General features: G+C 48.0%; 15 protein-coding genes. 1 reads left to right on the plus strand and 14 read right to left on the minus strand.

What is annotated here, in order from left to right:
• Window positions 1-37: 37 nt before the first annotated feature.
• From yqfD to ACFQ0C_RS38160, 8 genes are all read right to left on the minus strand, one after another.
• Entirely contained in the window at window positions 38-1,225 is a 1,188-nt protein-coding gene (gene yqfD, locus ACFQ0C_RS38125) for a sporulation protein YqfD (protein ID WP_379375043.1), read from the minus strand.
• A 15-nt stretch (window positions 1,226-1,240) separates the two neighbouring features.
• The gene (gene yqfC, locus ACFQ0C_RS38130; protein WP_171653653.1) at window positions 1,241-1,519 is read right to left on the minus strand and encodes a sporulation protein YqfC; all 279 of its coding nucleotides are present in this window, start codon (window positions 1,517-1,519) and stop codon (window positions 1,241-1,243) included.
• Between the two features lie 156 nt (window positions 1,520-1,675).
• Window positions 1,676-2,167, minus strand: coding sequence for a hypothetical protein (locus ACFQ0C_RS38135; protein WP_379375046.1), 492 nt, complete (start codon window positions 2,165-2,167; stop codon window positions 1,676-1,678).
• 20 nt (window positions 2,168-2,187) lie between these two features.
• On the minus strand, window positions 2,188-3,177 hold the full coding sequence (floA, locus tag ACFQ0C_RS38140; RefSeq protein ID WP_258213031.1) for a flotillin-like protein FloA: 990 nt from the start codon (window positions 3,175-3,177) through the stop codon (window positions 2,188-2,190).
• A gap of 36 nt (window positions 3,178-3,213) precedes the next feature.
• Complete coding sequence (locus tag ACFQ0C_RS38145) at window positions 3,214-4,611, minus strand: NfeD family protein (protein ID WP_379375048.1); 1,398 nt, start codon at window positions 4,609-4,611, stop codon at window positions 3,214-3,216.
• A 194-nt stretch (window positions 4,612-4,805) separates the two neighbouring features.
• Window positions 4,806-5,249, minus strand: a complete 444-nt coding sequence (locus tag ACFQ0C_RS38150; protein ID WP_258213033.1) for a GatB/YqeY domain-containing protein — start codon at window positions 5,247-5,249, stop codon at window positions 4,806-4,808.
• Window positions 5,250-5,261: 12 nt separating this feature from the next.
• Window positions 5,262-5,435, minus strand: a complete 174-nt coding sequence (rpsU, locus tag ACFQ0C_RS38155) for a 30S ribosomal protein S21 (RefSeq protein ID WP_010491812.1) — start codon at window positions 5,433-5,435, stop codon at window positions 5,262-5,264.
• A gap of 113 nt (window positions 5,436-5,548) precedes the next feature.
• Window positions 5,549-5,893 (minus strand): histidine triad nucleotide-binding protein, encoded by a 345-nt coding sequence (locus ACFQ0C_RS38160; RefSeq protein ID WP_258213034.1) that lies wholly within the window; start codon window positions 5,891-5,893, stop codon window positions 5,549-5,551.
• A 365-nt stretch (window positions 5,894-6,258) separates the two neighbouring features.
• Between ACFQ0C_RS38160 and ACFQ0C_RS38165 the strand changes: the two genes are divergently transcribed.
• On the plus strand, window positions 6,259-8,214 hold the full coding sequence (locus ACFQ0C_RS38165; RefSeq protein WP_379375051.1) for an FAD-dependent oxidoreductase: 1,956 nt from the start codon (window positions 6,259-6,261) through the stop codon (window positions 8,212-8,214).
• Here ACFQ0C_RS38165 and ACFQ0C_RS38170 read toward each other — a convergent pair.
• The 6 genes from ACFQ0C_RS38170 to ACFQ0C_RS38195 all read right to left on the minus strand — a co-directional run bounded on the left by ACFQ0C_RS38170 (window position 8,209) and on the right by ACFQ0C_RS38195 (window position 23,756).
• The gene (locus tag ACFQ0C_RS38170) at window positions 8,209-10,431 is read right to left on the minus strand and encodes a stalk domain-containing protein (protein ID WP_379375053.1); all 2,223 of its coding nucleotides are present in this window, start codon (window positions 10,429-10,431) and stop codon (window positions 8,209-8,211) included. The two genes, ACFQ0C_RS38165 and ACFQ0C_RS38170, sit on opposite strands and share 6 nt — an antisense overlap.
• 32 nt (window positions 10,432-10,463) lie before the next feature.
• Window positions 10,464-13,916, minus strand: coding sequence for an AAA family ATPase (locus ACFQ0C_RS38175; protein ID WP_379375377.1), 3,453 nt, complete (start codon window positions 13,914-13,916; stop codon window positions 10,464-10,466).
• A 96-nt stretch (window positions 13,917-14,012) separates the two neighbouring features.
• Window positions 14,013-15,179: a metallophosphoesterase family protein gene (locus ACFQ0C_RS38180; RefSeq protein ID WP_379375055.1), complete on the minus strand. Its 1,167-nt coding sequence runs from the start codon at window positions 15,177-15,179 to the stop codon at window positions 14,013-14,015.
• A gap of 99 nt (window positions 15,180-15,278) precedes the next feature.
• Window positions 15,279-19,166, minus strand: coding sequence for a helicase-exonuclease AddAB subunit AddA (addA, locus tag ACFQ0C_RS38185; RefSeq protein ID WP_379375057.1), 3,888 nt, complete (start codon window positions 19,164-19,166; stop codon window positions 15,279-15,281).
• Window positions 19,147-22,872 carry a helicase-exonuclease AddAB subunit AddB gene (gene addB, locus ACFQ0C_RS38190; RefSeq protein ID WP_379375059.1) on the minus strand — a complete coding sequence of 1,242 codons (3,726 nt, stop codon included), beginning with the start codon at window positions 22,870-22,872 and terminating at the stop codon, window positions 19,147-19,149. The genes addA and addB overlap by 20 nt, the downstream gene beginning before the upstream one ends.
• Before the next feature lie 287 nt (window positions 22,873-23,159).
• Window positions 23,160-23,756 (minus strand): nitroreductase family protein, encoded by a 597-nt coding sequence (locus tag ACFQ0C_RS38195; protein ID WP_379375061.1) that lies wholly within the window; start codon window positions 23,754-23,756, stop codon window positions 23,160-23,162.
• Window positions 23,757-24,041 lie beyond the last annotated feature (285 nt).

Here is a 24,041-nt window from a genome sequence, read left to right on the forward strand (position 1 = left end):
CATCTGAGTTTTGCTTAATAAGTTTTATTGCCAAGCATTACGGTACAGCGACAATAGGTAGTTCTTGGGTAATAGATTCTTCCACTTCCAAATGCACTTCCATATAAACTTTACCATTCTCCGTCTTTTCATGCAAAATTTTTTCACTTACAACCCTCGAACCTTTTCCAGCGGCTTCCAATATATCCGATTTGGTCTGCTCCAAACCTCGCGTTTTTGCCTCTTGAAGCTCGACGGACTGCTCGACAATGCCTGTCTCCATCACACGCTCTTTAAGCCAGCCTATGGGCAATACAAAGTCTCTCCACATGAATGTTTTACGTTCCGGAATCGTTTCATAAGTTTGATAAGGAACCGCCCCAAAGCCTGTCAATTGCAAGCCGCGATTACCCACTACCAGGTAAAATCGTTTCAGGGTTTCTCCCGTGTATATTTTATATTGCTGTACGAGCGGCACCTCAACCTTGGGAGCATACCATACCAAACCTTTGACCTCTCCCGCGGCTACAACCGTTTTCTGATTAAGCTCGTCCCCCAAAACGCCGGAAATTAGAATATCCCCTTTTTTCACATAGGTATTCGTCTTGACAACCGGCCTTCCCTTTTCTGCAAAAATAGAAGTCACCATTGCACTTTTAGAAGCAACCAAATGACGCGGATTAAGCAGTGGAGGCTTCTCCGGTATTACGGCTTCCACCACTTTAATGACAACATGGGTACCCCGAAACTCAACCCCTACCCAGGCAGCTTCCGGCATCTTGCTCTGCAAGCTTTTGGATAGCGCATCGGCATCCTTAAGGCGGAACTTCCATTGGAGCTTATAAACGCCTTCTTGCTTCGCCACTTGCAAAATATCCGCTGTTTTTATCAGTTCATTCCCTTCAACCCGTACCTGCCACACAATTGAAGACAACAGGTATAAACCGATAATAAAGCATAGGATTCCCGCTGCAAAAACCTTTCTCTTCTCCAGTTTGTCCATCACAAAAGGAAAGCCGAACCTCTTGCGAACGCGAGACCGACAGCCTGTCTCTTTTAAAAGCGGACGAAGCCGAAAGAAATCCTTGAGTGAAATATATAGCTCCACCTTAGCTTCATCTCGAAATCGAATGTCCCAAACGGACATCCGCTTTTCTGTCAGCCTATTAATCAAGCGTTCCAGCTGCTGCCCTTTAATTTCAATCAAAACATACCCGCGCAGCGACGTAAGCATCGATGTTTTCAAGCTTGAGCACCCTCTTTACGAATAAAATTTGATCTCCCCGATAATGCCTTCAATAAACACTTCTTCCGTTAAAATTGCTCTTATGACAAGCTGTGTGCCTTGAACCTCCAGCTTACCTTTGGGTAACGCCAGCAGCAGCCGCTCACTCGAAAAATGCAGCACCCCGCGATGATTTTCAATATAAAGCTGCAAATTGCCTATCATAGTCATTCGTGGCAGGTCCAAAGCAACATCTTGTGGAAGGTCCAGCAGCTTTGCCGTGAATTGATTAAGCCTTTTAGTCAGACTGCGCATTTTTTCCCTCCTAAAAACTTTCTGTAGGAAAGTCCGGTTTTGCGTAAGTATGGGCTATTTACACCATATGCTAGAAATTCACAGATTATGAAAGCAAAGCAAAAAGCACCGGCAATCCCAATTTTCATTAGGATCCGGTGCTCATTAGTTAATGATTTATTTTCGAAATGGCTTCTTAGCCCTAGGTGGACCAAGAATTTCGGCCCATATGACCCCCTGAGCGAGCTTATGGGCGTCTACTGCATCCTCACGGTATTTCTGCTCCTCAGACCGCTTTTGCTTCGTACGTTCATCCTGACGAGCGCTTGATAAATCGCTATCTCCCCAAAAGTCAGCTTCAGGTCGTTTCTCTGAGCTATGATGAACGTGCTCGGGATGCACGTATGAATCAGGGCGACGCTGTGCACTCTCGGTTGCAGTTTGTGGACGATTCTTTCTTTGATTCGGCTGATTAGCAGTTGTTACCTCAGGCGCTTTATCACGCCCCCACCCTTGCATAGGATTGCCTCCGCCCCCAAACGGGGGCATAGCTTGCTTGGGGGGCTGGCTGCCGGGAACGCCCTTCAAACGCTTCAGGAAGCTGCTAGCCAGAAAAAAAACTACAATCGCTATATACCAGTTATTCAGGAGAAATTCGATCAGTTTCAATCCGGCACACCCCTTCCGAGTTACTCATGATCGCCATTTTTGCCGCCATCATTCATTTTGCCTAAGGAAGAACGCATTTGGGTATCCGCGTCAATATTTTTCAAGTTCATATAATCCATTACACCAAGCTTGCCGTTGCGCAGCGCTTCTGCCATCGCCAAAGGCACCTGTGACTCGGATTCTACTACCTTCGCCTTCATTTCCACTACTAATGCCTTCATCTCTTGCTCTTGTGCTACCGCCATTGCACGGCGTTCTTCAGCTTTCGCTTGAGCAATCCGTTTGTCCGCTTCCGCCTGCTCGGTTTGCAAATAAGCTCCGATATTTTTACCAACATCCACATCCGCAATATCTATCGACAAGATTTCAAAAGCTGTTCCAGCATCCAGCCCTTTACTCAAAACGGTTCGGGAGATCATATCCGGATTTTCCAATACATCCTTATGAGACTCGGACGAACCTACTGTAGTAACAATCCCCTCGCCGACACGCGCGATAATCGTTTCTTCACCGGCACCACCGACAAGACGCTCAATATTAGCTCGAACAGTAACGCGGGCAATTACTTTAACTTCAATACCATTCTTTGCAACAGCCGAAACGGTTGGTGTTTCAATAACACGCGGATTTACGCTCATCTGTACAGCCTGAAGAACGTCACGTCCCGCCAAATCAATTGCCGCGGCGCGTTCAAACGGCAAAGGAATATCCGCACGATGGGCAGCAATTAGCGCATTAACAACACGGTCGACATTACCGCCTGCGAGAAAATGGCTTTCCAGCTGGTTAATAGAAATATCTATGCCAGCCTTGGTAGCTTTGATCATCGGATTAACGATACGACTAGGCGTTACACGACGCAGACGCATAGCAACAAGTGTAATAATACCAATGCGTACGCCTGAAGCCAGTGCTGAAACCCATAGCATAATCGGTACAAAACTTAGAAATACCGAAAGTGCAATAATAATAATGACTGCCAATAAAAAAATGTAAACAATAGAATCCATGTTTGACGTCCTCCCAATATTTAATTTAGATAAAACTTATTGTACCAATTCATGCGCCTCACGAACAACAATCCGCGAGCCTTCCACTTGCACCACTACAACTTGCTTATTTACCGGGATGAACTCGCCTGTAGTTACCACATCCACTCTCTCGTCAGCAACGAGAATAGTTCCTGCCGGGCGCAATGGAGTTACGGATAGGCCAGACTTGCCCAGAAGATCTGTGCGGATTCTTGATGATGTAAAGCCTTGTTCCGTCGTGAGCTTTTCCCGTAAAATAAACCGATTCCAAACCCCGCGATGTTTAAAATATCTAATGATGATGGCAACAACAATAATGGCTAACACAACGGCAATCGACAAATTCAAAGCAGCTTGCTTCGTATTATTGGCAGCCATTATGACACTGCTGAACAAACATGCGATACCAAGAATCCCTATTATTCCGAAGCTGGAAACAAAGATTTCAATAATCAGCAATACAACACCAATCACAAAGAGCGCTATATCCTCCACCCCCGCAAAACCGGATATATAATTACCAAAAAAATACAATCCAAAGCCAATTAAACCAACAATACCTGGAACCCCAAAGCCGGGAACAAACAATTCAATCAGTACTCCGGCAATACCAATGAAAAGAAGCAGCATGGATACCCACGGCTGAGTAATGAACCGTGCAAATTTTTCAGCTGGGGTAGGATCGATATGCAGCACCGGATGATCAGCTCCACCGACAAAGCGGATGGCATCGTTTACATCCTTGGCAATTACTTCGGCATAGCCCACCTTAATTGCTTCTTCAGCAGTTAGTGATACCAACTGACCTTTTGGAACATTGCGAGTTAGTTGAGGCATCGAGACTCCGACGTTTTTATCAACCATTGCCTCCGCTATTAGCGGATTGCGTCCCCTTAGCTCTGCTGCTGCCCGCATTTCACTCGACCAGTGAGCAATAACCTTAACGCTCTCAATTTCATTGCCTGCGATGTCTACAACAGCGGCTGCTCCGATAGAGCTGCCGGGCTCCATTGCAATTTTAGTTGCGTTAAGCGCGATATAGCTTCCAGCAGAAACCGCCTTTCCATGCACATAAGCAAGTGTCGGCACCTTGCTGCTGCGAATCATCTCCCCAATTTCTTCTGCTGCATCCACACGTCCACCCAGTGTATCGATATCCAGAATGATGTACATGGCGCTTGCTTCCTCAGCTTCCTTTAGAGCCCTTTCCAGAAATTTCTGCAGCCCGTTCTCAATACTTTGATGAACAGGCACCACAACTACCGGAGCCGCTGCTGGAACCGATGACGCTGGTTGTTGAGGAGCATTAACATCTGCAAAAGCCGCAATTCCCGGCAGTAGGAGAAGCATTACCGAGAAGAGCACCAGCAAGCACGATCTTAGAAACAGGGAACCATGTTTCATTAACAACATTGTAACCCACCTCCCCCGGATTTCGCTTTAACGAATCCGATATCGTAATCTTAGTCTTTGTTAGAAAAATGGCTTTTTATGTGCGACTAAAGCCATTATTCTGTGCTTCATACATTCTTACGTAATACACAGCCTATCGATTCAATGTTTTAAAAAAAGAACACCCCTGATACAGGAGTGCTCTTCATAACTTACTATACTAATAATTGTTGAACGGCTTGATTGACAATCTTGCCATCAGCACGTCCCTTAACCTTAGGCATCAATGCACCCATAACTTTTCCCATATCCGCTTTAGAAGAAGCTCCCACTTCATGGATGGTCTGCTGTACAATGGCTTTTACTTCTTCTTCAGTCAACTGTTGCGGTAAGTACTCGATCAGAATATCAATTTCCGCCTTAACGGTTTCGGCCAAATCTTCACGACCGGCCTTTTCAAATTCTTGGAGGGAATCTCTGCGCTGTTTGATCTCACGACTTAGCACGTCAAGCACTTCTTGATCATCCAAGGTTTTACGCTGATCTATCTCAATATTCTTAATAGCAGCACGAACCATACGAATCACAGACAGTTTAAACTTGGCCTGGCTCTTCATCGCGAGCTTCATATCTTCGTTTAATCTCTCGCTTAAGCTCATCGATTAAGCCTCCTAGAACTTTCTCTTACGAGCAGCCTCTGACTTCTTCTTACGCTTAACGCTAGGCTTCTCATAATGCTTGCGTTTCTTAACCTCCGCAAGTACACCATCTTTTGCGATGGAGCGCTTAAAGCGACGAAGGGCTGCATCTATAGTTTCATTTTTGCGAACTCGAGTTTCTGACACCAGTTTTCCCTCCCTCCGAACAGACCGTCCAAGACGAAAAAAAGCAAAAGCAATTCATCAAACTTCATTATATGGCAAACATAAAGCAGGTGTCAACCCAGAGAATAAATAAATCAGTTCACATGGAGTGGACCCAACTTTACTCCCGCCAGCAGATGGTAATGAATATGATAGACCACCTGTCCGCCATCTTTGCCACAATTATTAATGAGCCTGTAACCACTTTCCGCCACGCCTTCTTGCTTAGCAATTTCTTGCGCGGCACGATGAATTTCACCAATCAAGCCCCAATCACCCGCATCGACATCATTCATAGTTGCGATATGCTTCTTTGGGATGATTAAAAGATGTACCGGAGCAGCAGGCTGGATATCATGAAATGCCAGTACATGCTCGTTTTCATATACTTTTTTCGAAGGAATAGAACCCTCTACAATTTTACAAAAGATACAATCCACTGCAGGCTGTCCTCCTTCAATAACATGTATAAAAAAACGATACTTGTATCATAACGAATTTGGGCACAAAAATCCAGTCCAATACGCTCACGAAATATTACAATTTATTATATTTCCATCCACCAATTGAAAATAGCCGATATCCAGGATTCAGGATGCATTGTTTCTTGGGAGGGAAAGCTTAAATGATGAAGCAAAAGCATCTAAATTTAATTTCCTTGTATAGCTTGGTGAATAAGCAATATTTCATACATAAACATGACTTTTATCGTTTAGACGATGTCAGCATTCATTTATAGACTTACAGTCTAATTTTAACTATAATGATAGTTAGAAGTTGGTTCTACAATGGGGTGGTTGGTCTCATGAACAGGTTTATGCGTGCGGCTACACGAAAAAAGCGGGAGTACATGATAGAGGTGGCCTTGCAATTATTTATGGCTCGGGGCTATGAGCAGGTTTCCGTTGACGACATAATTTCCGCTACTAATACATCTAAAGGAACTTTTTATCATTATTTTAAAGGGAAAGATGAAATTTTACGTGAAGTATCACGCAAACAGATCAAAACCATTAATGATTGGTCAGAGCGGACTCCTTCACAAGTGCAATCGTTAGAAGGTCATATAAACCGTTTGTTATTAGACTTGGCTTCTAATATTGAGGCTTACCCCAAGCTGGTGCAAAGCTTGATTGCATTATCTTTACAAAACGAAGCGTTAAAAAACATTGAGGAGGAGCAGTATCAATTACTGTTTGACCGGCTGCTCCGCTGGCTCCCAGACCCGAATAAGGTGACACTTCTGGTAGCAGCTTATAGAGGAACCTTGTTGACATGGTGTTCACAAGGTAATCATAATCTTAATGATTTAATGCGAAGAAATCTTGCATGGATTTGGTCAGGCTTAAGATCAGAGCAGTCTTCGGAGCTTGTTTCCACAAATTCAGGAAAACCCTCTTCTGACATACAATGGCTTGCACATAATAATAAGGAGGCGAGTAAAATGAAAGTTGCCATTATCGGCGGCGGCTTAGCTGGCTTGACTGCAGCGGCCTATTTATCGGAGGAACCAGGCATAGAAGGTGTGCTGTTTGAACGGAGTCCTCAATGGGGTGGAAGAGCTTTTACTTATGAAAAAGCTGGATTTACACTAAATTATGGCGCACATGCTATATACGGCATTGATCGGCATGAAATAACTACTATGGAACGCGAGCTGGGACTATCGTTCAGCTCCAAACAGGTTGATAAACGCAAGGTAATGTATGCGAAAAACGGTCAATTAACTCCCGCTCCGTTGGATTTTGTTAATCTTATGAGAACGGAGCTGTTGAACCCGCTGCAAAAGGTACGGTTTGTTGGGGAAATTACAGCAATCATCGCGCAAATTCACAATGTTAAACATTATAAAACGCTCGGAGACTATTTAGCCCAATCCGATGCTGACGAGGATGTTAAAGAGCTGTGGGAGCATCTGGTTTGCTCTAATTTCTTCATTACCCCGGAGGAAGCACGTAAAGTTCCCGGTCCGGTTATTAGCGATTACTATCACAATTTATTTTTATCCGGCCGCCCTGTTAACTATGTTCTAGGCAGCTGGGCTGTTATAACCAATCAGCTTCGGCAAAAAATTGACATTTCCAGCCGCTGGGAGATGGCTCTTCAGGAGGGCGTTGAAAGTGTAAGCTATGCCGACCGCAAGTTTGTATTGAAGACCAAAACCCGTGAGCTGGCTTTTGACAAAATTATTTTTGCCATGCCTGTCCAGCAAATTGGCAAGCTGCTAAAGGGATCGCCTTGGGAGCCCTTCTTGGCACCTTATGAGAACAATACAGCTACAGAGGTAATGGTCTATGACATTGGCTTGAAGCGTGTAGTCGCACGCCCATTCAGCTACATCAGTGATATGGATAACAAAATGTTCATCAGTGACGTCTCTGCCACCGACCACACTCTTGTGCCGGAAGGCGGACAGCTGCTCCAGGGTATTGCCTACTTAAGCGACCGCTTCGCTGACGAGGAGGAACGCAAAGCTTATCTGGATAGTAAAACGAAGCAAATGGAAGCTCTGTTCGATCATTATTATCCAGGCTGGCGGGATGAAACGGCTGTCAAGCGAGTTTCCAAGAAAGCAATGGTTTCCAGCGTGAAAAACGTAATAACGAATCATCTGCTGCCAACGCGATTGGATCATGTTCCATTTTACTTCTGCGGAGACGGGTGTGTAGGTAAGGGTGAGTTGGCGGAACGTGCTTTCTCAAGCGCACGCCAAGCTGCGAAATCCATACTGGAAGAGGTAAAAGTGGGTGTGTTGTCATAACAAGGAGTTTGGGAGCAGTCGGTAGATGAAGGAAGCGACCGCTTTGAAGCTTCTCTGAGCCATATTGAAGGATAACTTTAGCTGAATGAGCCAACCCGATTCCAAGGAATCGGGTTTTTGCTCTTGCGTCAGCATTGAATTTCCAGAGGATGGTGAATCGTTAAGTTTTTGGCGGGCAGTCTCTTCTACTGAACTTATGGTTCCAGGCAATTCCGATAAATTGGATGGGATAGAATTTATTTGGCTTGCGGCTTTGCCTTTATCCGTAGTTTGGATCTGTACGGTTCTGGACTTGCCGTCCCACTGAAGCTCTCCGCCAAATGCTTCACCAACGAATCGGGCCGGAGCTAACGTAAAGCCGTTAATTAATTGGGCTGGAACTTCCAGTTCAATGGTTTGTCCGTTTTTAACGGCTTTGCGGTCACCGATCTTCAGAGAAACAGTTGTATTCCCTTTTCGTCCTGTAGCTGTTTGCGTTGAGGCATCCCAAGAAACTGCAGCACCCACCGACTCAAAAATAGCTCGTAGAGGAGCTAAAGTGCTGCCCTCCTTAATTATGGGCGGCTGCTCGTAGCTTTGCAGCTTTCCGTCAATAGCTACACTCACTTGCGAGGATAACGAAAAGGTCCGTGAAGCTGCCTTGCTGCCGCTGCGATTATAAACTTCAAGCTTTAATGATGCTCCATCCGGCACATCGCCTGCATCCAGCTCAAAACCGAAGGGTGGACCCGTCTCGGTTCTAATAATCTCCCCGTTAATGGAATAGTCTATTTTTCCAATGTAAATATCCGGTATTTTAACCCAAGGAGTTATTTTCGTTTTACGCGCAAATATGTTTTCACCACTTACTGACAATTTCACATGGCCCGTACGGTCTGACGGTTTAGCTCCTTGCTCGACTTTGGTTAAATAATAAGGTGCGGCAATCATTTTGGAGTACAAAGCTTTCATAGCATCGTTAGCCCCAAGTAAATAGTTATTTCTGGATTCACGGTTTTTCAAATCAACATTAAAATAGGTGATTGACTTTAAACGCGGATATTTTAATGGCATAATTTCGTACAAACGCTGCAGATTTAACAAACCATAATCCGTAAACGACTCCTGTGGAATATGCGCATAATGGGACACCGCTGTTTCACTGATCATAAGAGGTTTGCGGTCCGCATAGGTTTTGTACAAGGAATCAAGCCTTTCAATCGGGCTCGTAGCTTGCATATTACTTTGTGCAGGGTCTCCGTTCTCATAAGGCTCGGTATACAGACTGACCCCAACCCAATCTACATACTCATCTCCAGGATAATACACATCCATCGAATAGGCAGGCACATCACCCGGACTCCAAACCATCGCTACATTCGGCGCCTCTTGAGCCATAACATCATGAACCAAGCGGAATTTTTCTATATATTTTTGCGGATCTCCATGCCACACTACCCAGTTCCCATTCATCTCGCTTGCATAGCGAAGGAAGATTGGAATACCGGAGGCTTTCGCAGCTCGCGCCCACTCCCGCAAATGAGCGTTATCCTGAACAGAATCCAGTCCTTTGCTCGGTTCCCAAGCGATTTGCAATGCAGACCCGGCTTCTTTGGCTCTTGTCGCATATTGCTTCGGAAATGCAGTGTCATAGGGAGAATAAGCCAAATATAAAGCATGCTTCTTTCCGTATAGAGCTTCGGACTTCGTGAAGTTATTTTGCATCGCGGGATCCTGTTCAGAGTACAGTCCAATGTACATCCCGTACTCCGGCTCAAACTTGGCCAGTTTGCCATTCTTGGGAGCTGCCTGACGTCTTACCGTATCCTCATCGGGTGAGGACATATATACATCTGCAATCGTTCGGATTTGCTCGGCACGCTGGATATCAACGGCCCCCCAATCCTTACCGAATTTAAGCCAGTACTCATTTTCCAGTTCATAATAGTGGATGGCATTCTCATAATCCTGAATACTGTCATAATACTCATCGAGCGATCCGCAAAAAAGAGCTGCACTCTGCCAATCTCCTATGGAAACATAATGTTCAACAAGAAACTTCCAATGCGGCACCGCTTCTTCCGGCTTCCCTCTCTTAACCGCAGATTCTGCTGCTTTCCATTGATCCCATATCGCGTCGGCCTGCACAGCCGGAGCTCCTGCAAGCAATCCGGCGGCTACTGTAACCACCAGCAAGCCTTTCATGCAGTTGGATGTAAGCCGTTTAAAAAAAGCCATAATAGTTCTCCTCCTACATACATATGGGCAACTTAAAGTGTCTCCAAATGAACAACACTTCCGCTTCCGCCTGCCTCAGGCGACTGAACTACGAGTCTACGCGGTAATCTTGCACGCAGCTCAGGCACATGGCTGATCACGCCTACAGTTAACCTGTCAAAATGCAGCTTCTCCAAGGCGATGATTACAGTTTCCAGAAGATCCTGATCCAATGTACCGAAGCCTTCATCCAAGAAGAAAAATTCCAGAGGATACTGGCCCTTAAGCTGAATTTGTGCGGACAAAGCGAGTGCCAACGAAAGTGAGGTCAGAAAAGTTTCTCCGCCGGACAAGCTCGACACCGGACGTCTGACACCTCCGTTGGAATCATCGCGAATAACGAAGCCCCCCGTAGAATCCACCTCTATGGCATATTTCTGGCGAGTTAATTGCCCTAATCTTTCCGATGCGGAACGGCTAACCTGGACCAATTGTTCTTCAGCTAAAAACTCTACGAAAGCATTCCCTCGAAGAACCGTTTGCAGCTTGCTGAGCAATGTCAGCTCACCTTGCTTTGCAGCACGTTTCGCTTCAAGCTCGCTCCAGCGCTGATGTTTTGCTTGCAATGACTCCAAATCCCGCTCAGCCCTTGCTTGAGCTTGCAGAGCCGCTTCATCCAGCCTCTTGCTTTCCGCAAGCTCCGCCTCCAGAGCTGACCAAGCCTCCTCTGAAATAGAACGCCCCTCCAACTGCTCAGACAGCTGCTGCTGCTGCGTCTTAAGCTGATGCTCCAGTTTACCGAATGCTTCCACTTCCGAAGTCCACGATAACTTCTGCGCATCAGAGATTACAGCAGCCTGTACCTCCAGAGGATCGGCAAAGCTAAACCGTTCAGCTTGCTTCTGCCATTCCGTTTCGGCTGCTGCTGCTTGCTCGGCAGCAGTCTCTGCAGCCTGTCCTGCACCTGCATAAACCTGGGATGCCTGCTGTGAGGCGGCTAGAGCTTCCTCAAAACCTTGTTTGGCTTGCTCTGAAGCGCCTCTCAGCTGACTTAGCTGCAAATTGGCTTGTGCTACCTGCTCTTCTACCGGCTCTTCCCCTGCCCATTCACGCAGCCGGATTGTTTTCTCCGCTTCCTGCTCCTGCACATTTTTCAGCTCGGTTTGCAGTTGGATTAAAGTCCGGTCCAAAGCATTAGTCTGTTCCTGAAGCTCCGCAATCAGGCTGAGCTTTTCTTCGATAAAGCTTATGCTTTTATCAAGTCTTTGACGCAGCTCTTCCGCCGTTTTTTCTTGCAGCTGTTGTTGTTCTACAGCGGATTCAAGAGCCTCAAAGGAAAAGGCAGCAAATTTCGTTCTCCAAGCTGCGATTTGCTCTTGGGTTAACTGCATGAGCTGTAATTCTTTTTGTTGCGCTGCATGAATAAGGTGACCCAAACTTTGCTGCCTGGACTTCCTGTCACTTAACATTCGGTCGAGCTGTCCACGCTCCTGCAATAGACTCTGAAGCTCTTGCTGCAGCTGCTGCTCATGCAGCCGGGCCTGCTTCAAGCTACTCTCGGCGTTATTAAACCGGGATAGCAGCTCCTGCTCAGTCAGCAGCGCAGAAGCAGCTGTTGCAGGCTGCTTGGTTTCGGCCGCTTGATTCCACGAATATAAAGCTGCGGCTGCTTCCGATATATATTCGTTGGCTTGCAGCTGAGGAAGCATCGGCTGCCATTGCTGAACAAAGCCATTCAGCATAACCTGCTGCCGGTTATTATCCATCAGCTGCTGCCTTGCTTGTGCTTGCATTTTATCCAAGCTTGACGCAAAATGCGAGCTCTCGTCAAGCCCGCCGGCTGTTCCTGTTTCATCGAGAACAAACGGCTTGGGATGATGGATTGACCCGCACACCAGACAACCGTCTCCGGCTGTCAGCTGTCCCGCCAATTCAGCAGCCATAGCATGAAGCTCGGCTTGCCGATTTAACTTCTTGCGTTCATCAAGAAGCATCGGAATCATATCGTGCACCTGCTGCAACTCAGCTTCACGCGACAATGATACGGAGTAGACGTCTGACACTTCTGTAAGCCAGCCTGCCAATCGCCGCCCCCATTGCAGCTCTTGCTGCTCAGCTGCCATGCGTTCTTGATGCAGCTCTACGAGCTCCTTCTGATGACGCTGCAGCTCAACCCGCTGCTCCTCCAATTGGCGCTGCTGCTGCTCAATGGAGCGCTTGTCCTGGAGAGCTGCCCGCAGCAGCTCACGATCCTCGCTGCGCACCTCTGCCAGCTTCAGCTCTTCCTTGAGCTCAGCTTGCCGCTTCACCGCTTTATGGCGCAGCTCCTGCTCCCGCAGCAGCTGCTCCTTCGCGGTCCGCTGCGCGCCAGCCGTCTGCGCCTCCTGCGCAGCAAGCCCGCTCAGCACGGCCCGCTGCTGCGCCAGCTCCGCAGTCAGCGCGAGCGCCTGCTGCAGCTTGTCGAGCCGCAGCAGCAGCGGCGTCTCCTGCGCGGCCAGCGCCTCGCGCGCAGCCGCATGCGCTGCGCTGGCGCGTTCGAGCGCAGCTTGCGCTCGCTTCTGCGCGGCCGCGGCGCTTGCTGCAGCGTCGCGCTCGCGCGTCAGCCGCGCCGCTGTGAGCTCGCGCTGGCGCGCGTAAGGCTGCGCAAGCTCGGCTTGCGCAGCGCGCGCGAGCCGAGCTTGCAGCGCGTGCACCTGCGGCGCGCGGGCCGCGTGCTGCGCGAGCTGCTGCTGCGCCTGCGCGAGCACGTGCTGCAGCTCGCGTACGCGGCGCTGCTCGGCGGCGCGGGCCTCGCACGCGGCGAGCTGTGCCCGCAGCTGCTGTGCCGCCTGGGCAGCAGCCTGCAGCGCTTCCGCAGCTGCGTCCAGCGCTTGCTGCGAGGCGTCGCCGAGACCCTGCTGCTCGGCGTGCAGCTCCTTGATAGCCACATCGGCCTCTTTAAAACGTGCCGATGTCTTCGCATTTAGTTGATCTCCATATGGCTCTAGGTGGAACAACCGCTGGAGCATTTGCCGCCGTTCACTCCCCTTTAATGCTAGAAACTCGGCAAACTTCCCTTGCGGGAGGACTACAGCTCGGGTGAAGTCCTGCATGGACAAGCCCAATATATCCTGTACCTGTTGATTCACTTCACCCGATTTATCAGCCAAAACAATCGTTTCCCCATCCTGATAACGGATAAGCCGACTGATCGTATTATTAACCGTTACATCCCCGCCCCGCTTAAACTGCCGGTCTACACGGTAACGAATTGAACCTTGAGCATGTCCCAGCTCAAACGTGAAGGAGACGGACAGAGCGTTCTCTGCGTGATTCATGATCCCTTGTGTGCCATTGGCCGCACGCTCCACTTTACCGAATAATGCCAATGTCATTGCATCAAGAATTGTGGATTTCCCACTGCCCGTCGGTCCGAAAATCCCGAACACTCCAGCATCGCATAGCTGAGTGAAATCAATCTCCTGCAGTTCACGGTAGCTCTGCAAACCGGCGATTTGCAGATACATCGGTCTCAAATCCAATCACTCCTTTCCTAATTTCATTTACTCTTCTTCAACAAGCTAAGCGGAATTTAATTCAAAGAAAAGTCTTTTCGATTTCATTCACGCTTGCTGTGCCTCCAGAAGCTCCATAAACAGCTGTACCAGCTCCGCTTCCGGTTCAGCCCCGCCCGTCTGACGAATATAATATCGGCGAAAAAGCTCGTCCATCGGCATGCTTCTCATTGAAGCCTCACCCGCAGCAGCAGCCTCCATCTCAGGGTAAATAGGACGAATGTTAACAATTCCTTCCCGAGCTTTCCGTAAAGTATGTATTTGTTCCATTGACATGGCTTCGGTCATATTAATTTCAAGATCTATCCAAGCTTTCGCGTCCCGGCCCTCATCAAGCCACTTATGTACCTGAGATAAGCCGGAATCTGCTTTCCAAAGTGCCAAGGGTCTACCACAGCTCAAGAAAAGTTCTTCAAGCTTAACCTCACCACCGGGCTTCACATCCAATATAGTAACTGACTTGGCTTGCCCATGCTCGGAAAAGCTGTACGCTAACGGCGATCCGCTGTAACGCATAAGTGATGCAGCCTTAATGTTTTGCGGCCTATGCAGATGACCCAAAGCAACATACTGCGCACCGCTTACCGCCAGAGCAGATGTATCTACCGTATAGGCGCCCCCCACTTGAATAGGCCGCTCCGACTCACTTTCCGCTCCGCCCAATACATAAATATGGCTCATGATCAGATTAACCGTATCCGCACGAAAATGCTTGGCTTGTCCCATGGCAATATGCTTGACTCGATCGGAATAAGCGGCTCGCAGCAGCTCCTCCTCAGCATCATCCGATAACAGCTCTTTCAACCGGGATTCAGATGGATATGGCAGTCCAAATAAGCATGCACTTTCCCCTGTTCGCGCAATAGGTATAAGCTCATGGCGATCCTCCGGAAGGCCCATTAGCAATACCCCAAGCTTCTGAGCAAGCGGTGCAGCCGCAGCCAACCGATCAGGGTGATCGTGATTCCCCGCTATTACGGCAACAGGCCTTGTCCCGTTATCTGCCAGCCTTGCCAATGCATCATAAAACAACTGTTCCGCCGCGGCAGGAGGGTTTACAGAATCATAGACGTCTCCTGCCAAAAGCACGAGATCAATTTGCTGATCACGAACTATATGCGCTAGCTCCTCCACAAATGCCTCTTGCTCCGCCAATCTGCTTCTTCCTTCCAAAGTTCGGCCAAAATGCCAATCCGCCGTATGTAAAATCCTCATGAAAAACCTCCTCTCTTTTCAACCTTCTTCCAGATGTCTGTCCGCCGAAAGCAAATCCATGAATATTTACTTACGAAGATCAAATCTTCGGGCAGACTCTTACAGCTCCAACACATGAGCTCCATCAAATAAAAAGATATATTTCCCAATAACAGGGCGCTTCCATATCCGCTCCACTGCTTTAGCATACAATTCAAGCTGCAAACGATATCGCTCACGCATTCCATCCAGTGCTGCAGGTCCGCCGCCTTTCAGATGATCCGTTTTGTAATCGAGCAGCACCAAGCCTTGTTCCTCTTCAAAAATACAATCGATGACCCCTTGCAGCATGACTGTTTCATTTGCTGTCGCTTCATCAGTCACTCCATATACCTCGCTTGCCGGCAAGCCGTAGCTGAATGGCAGCTCACGATGTATTTGCGGAGATCGAAGCAGCCTCATTCCGAGCTCGCTTTGAATAAAAGACAAGATTACGCTCGGCTCCACAACTGTACTTTGAGCTTCGGTCAACAATTCTCTACGAACCATATCGGCTAACGTTTCCTTTATATCCAGTTCAGAAGGCTGAGCACTGAGCCTCATATGCTGCATGACAGAATGAAATACCGTCCCTCTCTCAGCTGCATTTAATTGAGTCTGCTCCATAAATCGGGGTCTTCGGACAATTGCAGGCCTGTAAGTTTTATCTTGAGAAGCTTCCGGATATACCGGCTCATCTGAGACAAGCTCCAGCAGCTTATGATGCTCGGACATGCGCTTTAGCTCGGTTACGGAAGTCTTGGAGAGCAGCGATGAGGCTTGTGCATTCTCATAACGCCAAGAAAGCTTGCTCTCTACTTGAGCTTCAAAATTGCTTCCTTCTTCTATCGGCTCCATAGCCAGAACCGCTTGCTTCCATTCATTGGATATTTCATTAGTCCCCGCAGCCTCAGCCATTGCTGCGAACACCTCAGGACGAACCGATTGAACCTTCCAACGGGAAGCTTCATTCGCAAAAAAAGTCGGGGATAAATGAGCAGCTCCTGCTTGTTCACGCAATACGCTCCCATCGGGATGCCGTATAATCGCGGGACCAATCCAGTCCAAATAACTGCGAGCTTTCGCCAAAGCATCATCGGGCAGCAGCAGCTTATCATGCTCTATGTAACGCGCCCAGTTTTGCAAAAGCTTATCCGCTTCCTTCACCGTTGCCAGCAAAAACAACTTTTCTCTTGCGCGGGTCAATGCTACATATAATACACGCATTTCCTCAGCCAGCATTTCCATACGCATTTTGCGCCGGATGGCAAGCCAAGGTAAAGTCGGATAGCTGATTCTAGCTTCTGCATCCATAAATTTCGGTCCGAAGCCTAAATCCTTATGGACCATAAAAGAATCTGTTAAGTCCCGCTGATTAAACCGCTTCGCCATACCCGCCACAAAAACTATCGGGAATTCCAACCCTTTGCTTTTATGGATAGACATGATGCGGACGACATCCTCCTGTTCTCCAAGAGCGCGGGCTGTCCCCAAATCGCCGCCACTGTCCTTCATTCGTTCAACGAAGCGTAGAAAACGGAATAATCCGCGAAACGAAGTCGATTCGTATTGCCTAGCACGATCGTACAGCGCTCTTAGATTAGCCTGCCTTTGCAGTCCGCCAGGAAGCCCTCCGGCCATATCATAAAAGCCGGTGACACGGTAAATATTCCATATCAAATCCGCCAGAGCACCTTGCTGCGCTTCTTGTCTCCATGCTTCAAGCTGCTTAAGAAAGCGGCTAAGCTTCCCTTGCAGAACCACATCAACCTCAGATTCGTCGCCGTTCGCAACGTCTCTCCTTGAATAGGCACAAACAGCTTCATAAAAGCTGCTGTATTTACCATAAATCCGGATTTGCGCCAGTTCCTCCGTACTTAATTGCACGATAGGCGAACGCAGCACTGCTGCCAGAGGAATATCTTGAAACGGGTTGTCTATTATTTTCAACAAAGAGAGCAGAACTTCCACCTCTGTTGCTGAGAAATATCCTGTATTCAACTCGGCATAAGCAGGTATTCCCTGCTGCCTCAGCTCCTCAATCAAAACAGGAGACCACTGCTGTGTCGCTCTTAGCAAAATAACCATATCACGGAATGTAATATCCCTTGTTCCACCACTCGACTTATCAAGCACTTGAAACACGCGCTCTCCATTCATACCCAACAGCTTATGAATTTGTGATGCTATCATCCGGGCTTCAAGCTGAACCGTTTCCAGCTCACGAGCTTCACTCGCTGGATCTGAACTGTCCGTAGCGTCTGCCTCGGAAAAATCATTTCCATCCTTTTCAGAATCCTGCTGCCTGGAAAACTCACTTTGTTCGTCAGGTTCACCCAAGCTATTGTCTGAACGATCAATCAATAGCAGCTCAACCGAATCGGAGCCATTGGATATCCGATTCCATTCCGGATAGTAACTGGCTCCGAATACTAGATCCGCACGCTCATCATATTCTATTTCTCCGACCGTTTCGCCCATAATTTGATGAAAAATATAATTGACTCCATCAACTACCTTAGGGCGGCTGCGGAAATTTTTCGCCAGATCAATTCTTTGTCCCGGTTCACTTTCTTCGGTTTTGTATCTTTTATATTTCTCCAAAAACAATCCAGGCTCCGCCAGTCGAAAGCGATAGATGCTCTGTTTAACGTCTCCAACCATAAACCGGTTGCCTGGTGCTTCACGGGAAATAAAGGAAACTATGGCTTCTTGAACTCTGTTCGTATCTTGATATTCATCAAGCAGCACCTCAACAAATCGCTCCCGGTACCCGGAAGCAACTTCTGATGGGATCATGCCGCCTGTACTCGGATCCTCGACGCTCAATATTTGCAGGCAAAAATGCTCCAAATCCCCAAAATCAACAAGCCCTTTTGTCTTCTTCGCTTCCTGATAGCGGCTGCCAAATTCGATGACCAGCTCCACCAGCGCTTTCATCAAAGGCGCCATGATCTGTAGCTCTTCATCATACTGCTCTACGGTCCGCGAAAACAATTCTTCAGCCATACTCGACAGCTGTTCCTTGGCCTTATTTCTTAAATCCTTAACCTGCTCCTGCAATGCTTTATTATATTGATCGCCTCTACACGGCTTTAATTTCCCAAAGGAAGTGCCTTGGAACGAATCATACAGATGCTCCCACGAATACGCCGCCACTTCCTGTAAATAGGCCACGGCCTCCAAATCCTCGCGTAAATTGTGCAAATAAGGCTCTGGACCTCCCGGCTGCTCCGCGATTAACACGGCCTCTCCTAAAATCGAAGCTATTCCCTTCAGATCCAGCTGTACAGCTGACAGCAAGCTGGGCAGCCACGGATTCGGAGCATCCGGTGTTATCTCGAACATCGCTGCCGTCTCCCGCAGCCACTTGGACGGCTGCGGATGGCTGCGGGATTCATCATACAAACGCTGCACCAACCGGAATAACGCATCATCGCTTCTTTCTCCGCTAAACCAATCCACCAAACGCCAGAAGTCGCTTCCCTCGGTCGATAAGCCATACTGCTCCTCGAACAGCTCCTCTATCAGATCCTGACGCATAAGCTCGCTCTCCGTCTCATTGGCTATGCGAAATCCAGGATCCAACCCAATTCTTTGGTAATGCGTCTGAATAACTTCCAGGCAAAAGGAATGCAGCGTTGTAATAGGCGCTCTTCCAATCAGTGCGAGCTGACGACGAAGATGATCCGAACTGGAATTCCGCTCCAACGCCTTTTCCAGAGCTTCGCTAATCCGGTGTCTCATCTCCGCTGCTGCAGCTTTCGTAAAAGTGGCTACCAGCAGTCGGTCTACGTCCACGGGATTCAACTCATCGGATACCCTGCTAATTATCCGCTCTACAAGTACAGCAGTTTTCCCTGAGCCTGCTGCTGCTGCAACCAACATATCATGTCCATGTATAGAAATAGCGTCCCATTGATCATCCGTCCATGAGGTGCCTTCAGGCTTAGCTATCTTGTTGATCATCCGACGTACCTCCTGAACGCTTCAATTTAGTGAAGCCGGCTTCGTAATTATCATCTAACTCCAAAATTGACTGCTCGTTTTCCCGCTCGGGCTCAACCTCGATAACCGAGGCCTTCCGGTTCCAGCCACCTGCTTTGGATGCACGTAACGCAACCACATGATCTGCACCTCGGTTCTCCAGCCCTTCCTTCATCAGCTCCATCGCGCGGTCCTTGCCTAACGGCTTAAGGACCTTGAATTGATTAGCTTCGAACTGAGAGTCAAACTGGCAAACCGGCTTGTAGGAGCAGAATGTACAGGCCGCTTCCGTTCCCATTCGGTAAGGCTCGATATCTACATTGCCTCCAGTCATCGACGAACCGATTCCTTTAATAGCACCACGCACATAACTCCGCAGCACATTCCACTGCCCGTCATCGACTACTGAGGATGATTTATAAAAACTGCCGTCCGCCTTCATAGCTACCGGAATTAATTGGGAATGACCGCTGGAGCCAGCCAATGCGCTGTCCATCAATAGGGCGGTTTGGGCATCCGCGCTAACAAGCCCTCTCATCTTGAAGCGTTTGCGCAGCTCTTCATCGGCTTTATCCGCAGAAATCCGATTTTTGAGCTGAAGCAGCGGGTTGTGAACGTGGAAATAGAGCACTCCCGCAGGTTTGGCTTCGGTTCCTAGCCATTCTTTGGAATGTGTTAAAATAACGTCCAGATACGTCAGCATTTGCAGTGATAATCCATAGAAAACCTCAGCAAGATGGAGGGCGGTAGGACTTGATTTATAGTCAATGACGCGAAGCAAAGTACCTTGATCCGTGTCCGCTCGATCGACCCGATCAATTCTGCCTCTTACGTCCATTCGTACGCCATTCTCCAGAATGTAGGATAACGGGGGAATCGCCTGTCCCTCTCCGAACCCAATCTCCAGGCCGATGGGCTCAAATTGACCACGCCGTGCATGCTCACCAAGCATCATGGCGGCTCGACCCACTACCTGCTTCAGCTTGCGTGTTATATAATGATGCCGCTTCGAGCTGAACAGTATTTCGCTTTGCAATCTTGGAGCAAGCAAATCCACCACATCACCGGCAATCGATAAGCACTCTTCAGCCGTTAATCGGCTCCAATGTCCGCCGAGGCTTGCCACTTGCCCTGCGAACATGCTGAGAGCAGCATGGAATAGCTGTCCGATATCAGGAGCTTCCAGACGGTAAATCCGCCGTTCCTGAAGACGCAGGCCATGAGAGGCATATTGCGAAAACGGACAAGAGACGAAACGTTCCATCCGCGACACGCTTGTAAGCACATGGTCTCCGTATAATCGGCGGCTTACCGTGCTGCTTAAGGATTTGGCTTCATTCGTATACAGCAGGGACTGCATCATTAACCGCAGCCGCTTTTGCCAGCCAGGCTGTTGGATAAACCAGTTGTAAACGGCCCACCAAACTCCTGAGATCGGCTCACCTCGCATCGATTGCTTAAGCTGAACAATCAGGAACGACATTGCTTTGCCCGGATGCTCCACATAATCGATCTGCTCGCTTATGCTCATAGCCGACGTCGGCTCATTTAATAAAAGCCGTTCCTTAACGAAAGGAAACATCCGTTTCATATGCCTTATCACATCGGATGGAAGAAGCGATTTCCCCTCCTCATCTGCTAGCGGATAACTCAACCAGAGACAAATGGAAGGAGTACAGAAGGCGCAATAAATTAAGAACTGTTCATCCAGCAGCTTTCTTGTGCTGCCTTCCGCCATCGGAAGACCGAAATTAGTGAGCGTCTCTCTTTCTTGCTCGGACAGAACGCTTTCCTCATTCATTTTGGAAGGAATCACTCCTTCATTGACACCTAACACAAACACATGCTTTACGCTTCCCATACGAGTACGGTCCATACTTCCAATCAGCACCTGATCCAAGGAAGGCGGCACAAGACCGAGCTTGATACTTTCCATTCCAGCCTCAAGCAGTCCCGCAAATGTTTCAGCCGAAACTTCCTCCGCATCCATTAATTCAACAAGCTGATCAAGCATATCGATTATACGGTCCCATACCTGCGAATGCTCTCTCGCCTTTTCTGTATTTCCGGCATGAACAGCAGCCTGGCTCCAGCTTTCAAGCCTCTCAGGCACCTTCAGATAAGTCAACATACGGTACAGCGTCTCCACCTTGGACCTGACTGTCTTGGATTTCTTCATTTCCTCTTGAAATTGATGCAGTGGCTGAGCAATCTGTTTACGGCTTGCATTAATCTTATGTAAGTAAGCTGCCTCTGCTTCATTGACCTCTATGTCCGGCTGCTCCAAGCTGGAACGCAGTGAGTATGTCCACGGTTTGCCATCAAACCATCTAGCGCCTTGAATACCGAATGCAAGCACATAATTTTCAAGCTGATCCAGCGCATGGCGATCGAGATTATTCGGATTCTCGTCCGAGCTAAGCGGCAGAAAAAATCCCGTTTTCGTACAACGAAAAATAGCTTCGTATTTCCAGTAGCGCAATATAACTTCCATTGCAGAACGAATCAGCTCAACCAACGGATGATCCATTACCGTCCTTTTTTGATCGAAAAAATGAGGGATTCCGAAATCAGTAAAGGTCATGCCAAGCAAATCGCCATACCCCTCAGCATTTCTTACTGTAACCGCAATATCCCGATATCGGAGGCCTTCATCCCGAACCAACCGCAAAATATCTCTCGCAGTCCCTTCCACTTCCGCTCTACGGCTGACAGCTGCAGACAAACGAACTCCGGTCTTTCCGCCAGCAGGCTCTCCGGCTGGATATGGTTTCTTCAAGCGCTGCTCAAAAGCTCCCTCCATATAAGCAAGCATCGGGCTGTCCTTGAAACGGACCGGAGGCTGCGAAGGCAGTATCAGCGTTTCTTGTAAGGGTAACTGCAGGCGATCCATTCGTTCCTGCAATTGCAGCATTGTACGGGCAGGCGGATGAAAGAGGTCCAAATCATTCAGCTTTTGTCCCAAACGGTATTCCTTGTCTAAGGTAAGCGTCATAGTTACACTGCTGCATAAGCTTGCTAATCCCTCGACGACTGCAAGCTCCTGAGGAGTAAATCCATGAAATCCATCAATCCAGCATTCAGCCCCCTGAACGTACTCAGAGTGAGGCAATTGGGAGGCGAGCAGAGTTAAATAATCTTCTCCGTCCAAATAAGCCTTGGATAGCTCCGACTCAAATTCTCTATAAAGCAGCTGCAAGTCCTGCAGCTTGTCTGACAGCAGTATTGAATTATTGGATCTTAATTGCGTATTCGCAACAAAATCCGCAAGTCCGTCAGCCGTAATACAATATCTTTTAAATTCCGTAAACAGTTCACCAATCTTTTCGATAAAGCCCATTTGATCTGTTGATGTATGAAATAATTGCAAGTTGTCGCGGTGTTTATGCAAAATTTTATGTATAAGCAGCGTTTTTCCGGTTCCATCAATCGGTAGACGGGCTGTGCCCCCCACTTCCTGCATAACCCGCCATGCCAGTCTGCGAAAGCTCAGTACCTGTGCCCGCAATGTCCCTCCCAGCTCTGGTGATGAGACGAGAGCATATTCGGCAAGGGATGTGGCCTGTTCGGGTACTAATAAAATCAATGGACGTCCGTTGGGCGCCTCCAACAGCTTGTCCTTTATACTGCTCAGGCAATAGTCGCTTTTTCCGCTGCCGGTTCTTCCCAGCACAAAACGCAGAGCCATTATGTATCCCCCCAAACTAAGCTTCCTTCAGGAAACCTTTATTGTATCGTATGCATAGCAAAACTTACATCCATGCTCTGCCAAGTTATTCCTCCAGAAAAAACTTCCCTCTCAGCCATCTCTAGCAATTATATTATTCTACCAAATATATGTGCTTGATGGTAAGGGATGTTATGGGATTATTATATCACAACCTAGGAACATATGTTTGCAAACAGCAAGAAAAGAGCCCACTTATCATCCATAAAGGAAGCAAGCGGGCTCTGATATTAATAAAAGTAAGAGGATTACTCAGTGATCCATACTGTTTTCGCGGCAACAGGCTCTCTTTTGCCCGGCTGCTGCGGATTAACAGGGTATCCGATATAGATTAGGCCGACAATCTGTTCGGCTTCCGATAGACCGAACGCTTGCTTCATTCGCGGATGATAAGCGGGCTCACCAGTACGCCAAACGGCTCCAAAACCCATACCATGAGCGGCTAGCAGTAAATTTTGCACCGCTGAATGAACAGCTGCAAATTCCTCCATTCGGTTAACGCCTGCAGCCGAGGACGGAGATACCGCAACCGCAATAACGACTGGGGCGCGGAATGCTTTGTCAGCCTGCTTTTTACGCAAAATTTCCAGCTCGTCGTCCGTCTTCTTCCGATCCAGCTCCATGGCAATATCCGCGTAAGCATCTCCCAGCACTTGCCTGCCCGGACCTGTCATGACGAAGAAACGCCATGGCTCCGTTGTGTGATGACTTGGAGCCCATGCGGCGGCTTCTAGAAGTTTCTCAATATCATTGCGATCCAACGGGTCTTGTTTTACTTTACCTACGCTTCGTCTATTACGGATCGCTTCCCACAAGCCTATTGTATGAATCGTTTCCTGGTTCATATGATATACCACCTTCGCTCAAATCGCAGTTTATATTTCAGATCTTTCAGCTCAGATTATCCCTCTACTTGAGAATAATTATCATTATGATTATATAAGTAAGACCAATATTTTTCAACTGGCTAAATGACGTTCTTTTAAAAACCAGGTTAAATCATTGTATGGCGTAGTTCATATTCGGGTTATCCCGACCACTTAGAGGCTTAAATCCATAAGAAACGCTCTTCTTCAGCCCCGCTGAAAACTTATAACGTCTGATAATATTAAAAAAACAAGCCCCCACCA

The sequence above is a fragment of the Paenibacillus sp. GCM10027630 genome, from assembly GCF_042676305.1.
Taxonomy (GTDB): Bacteria; Bacillota; Bacilli; order Paenibacillales; family NBRC-103111; genus Paenibacillus_S.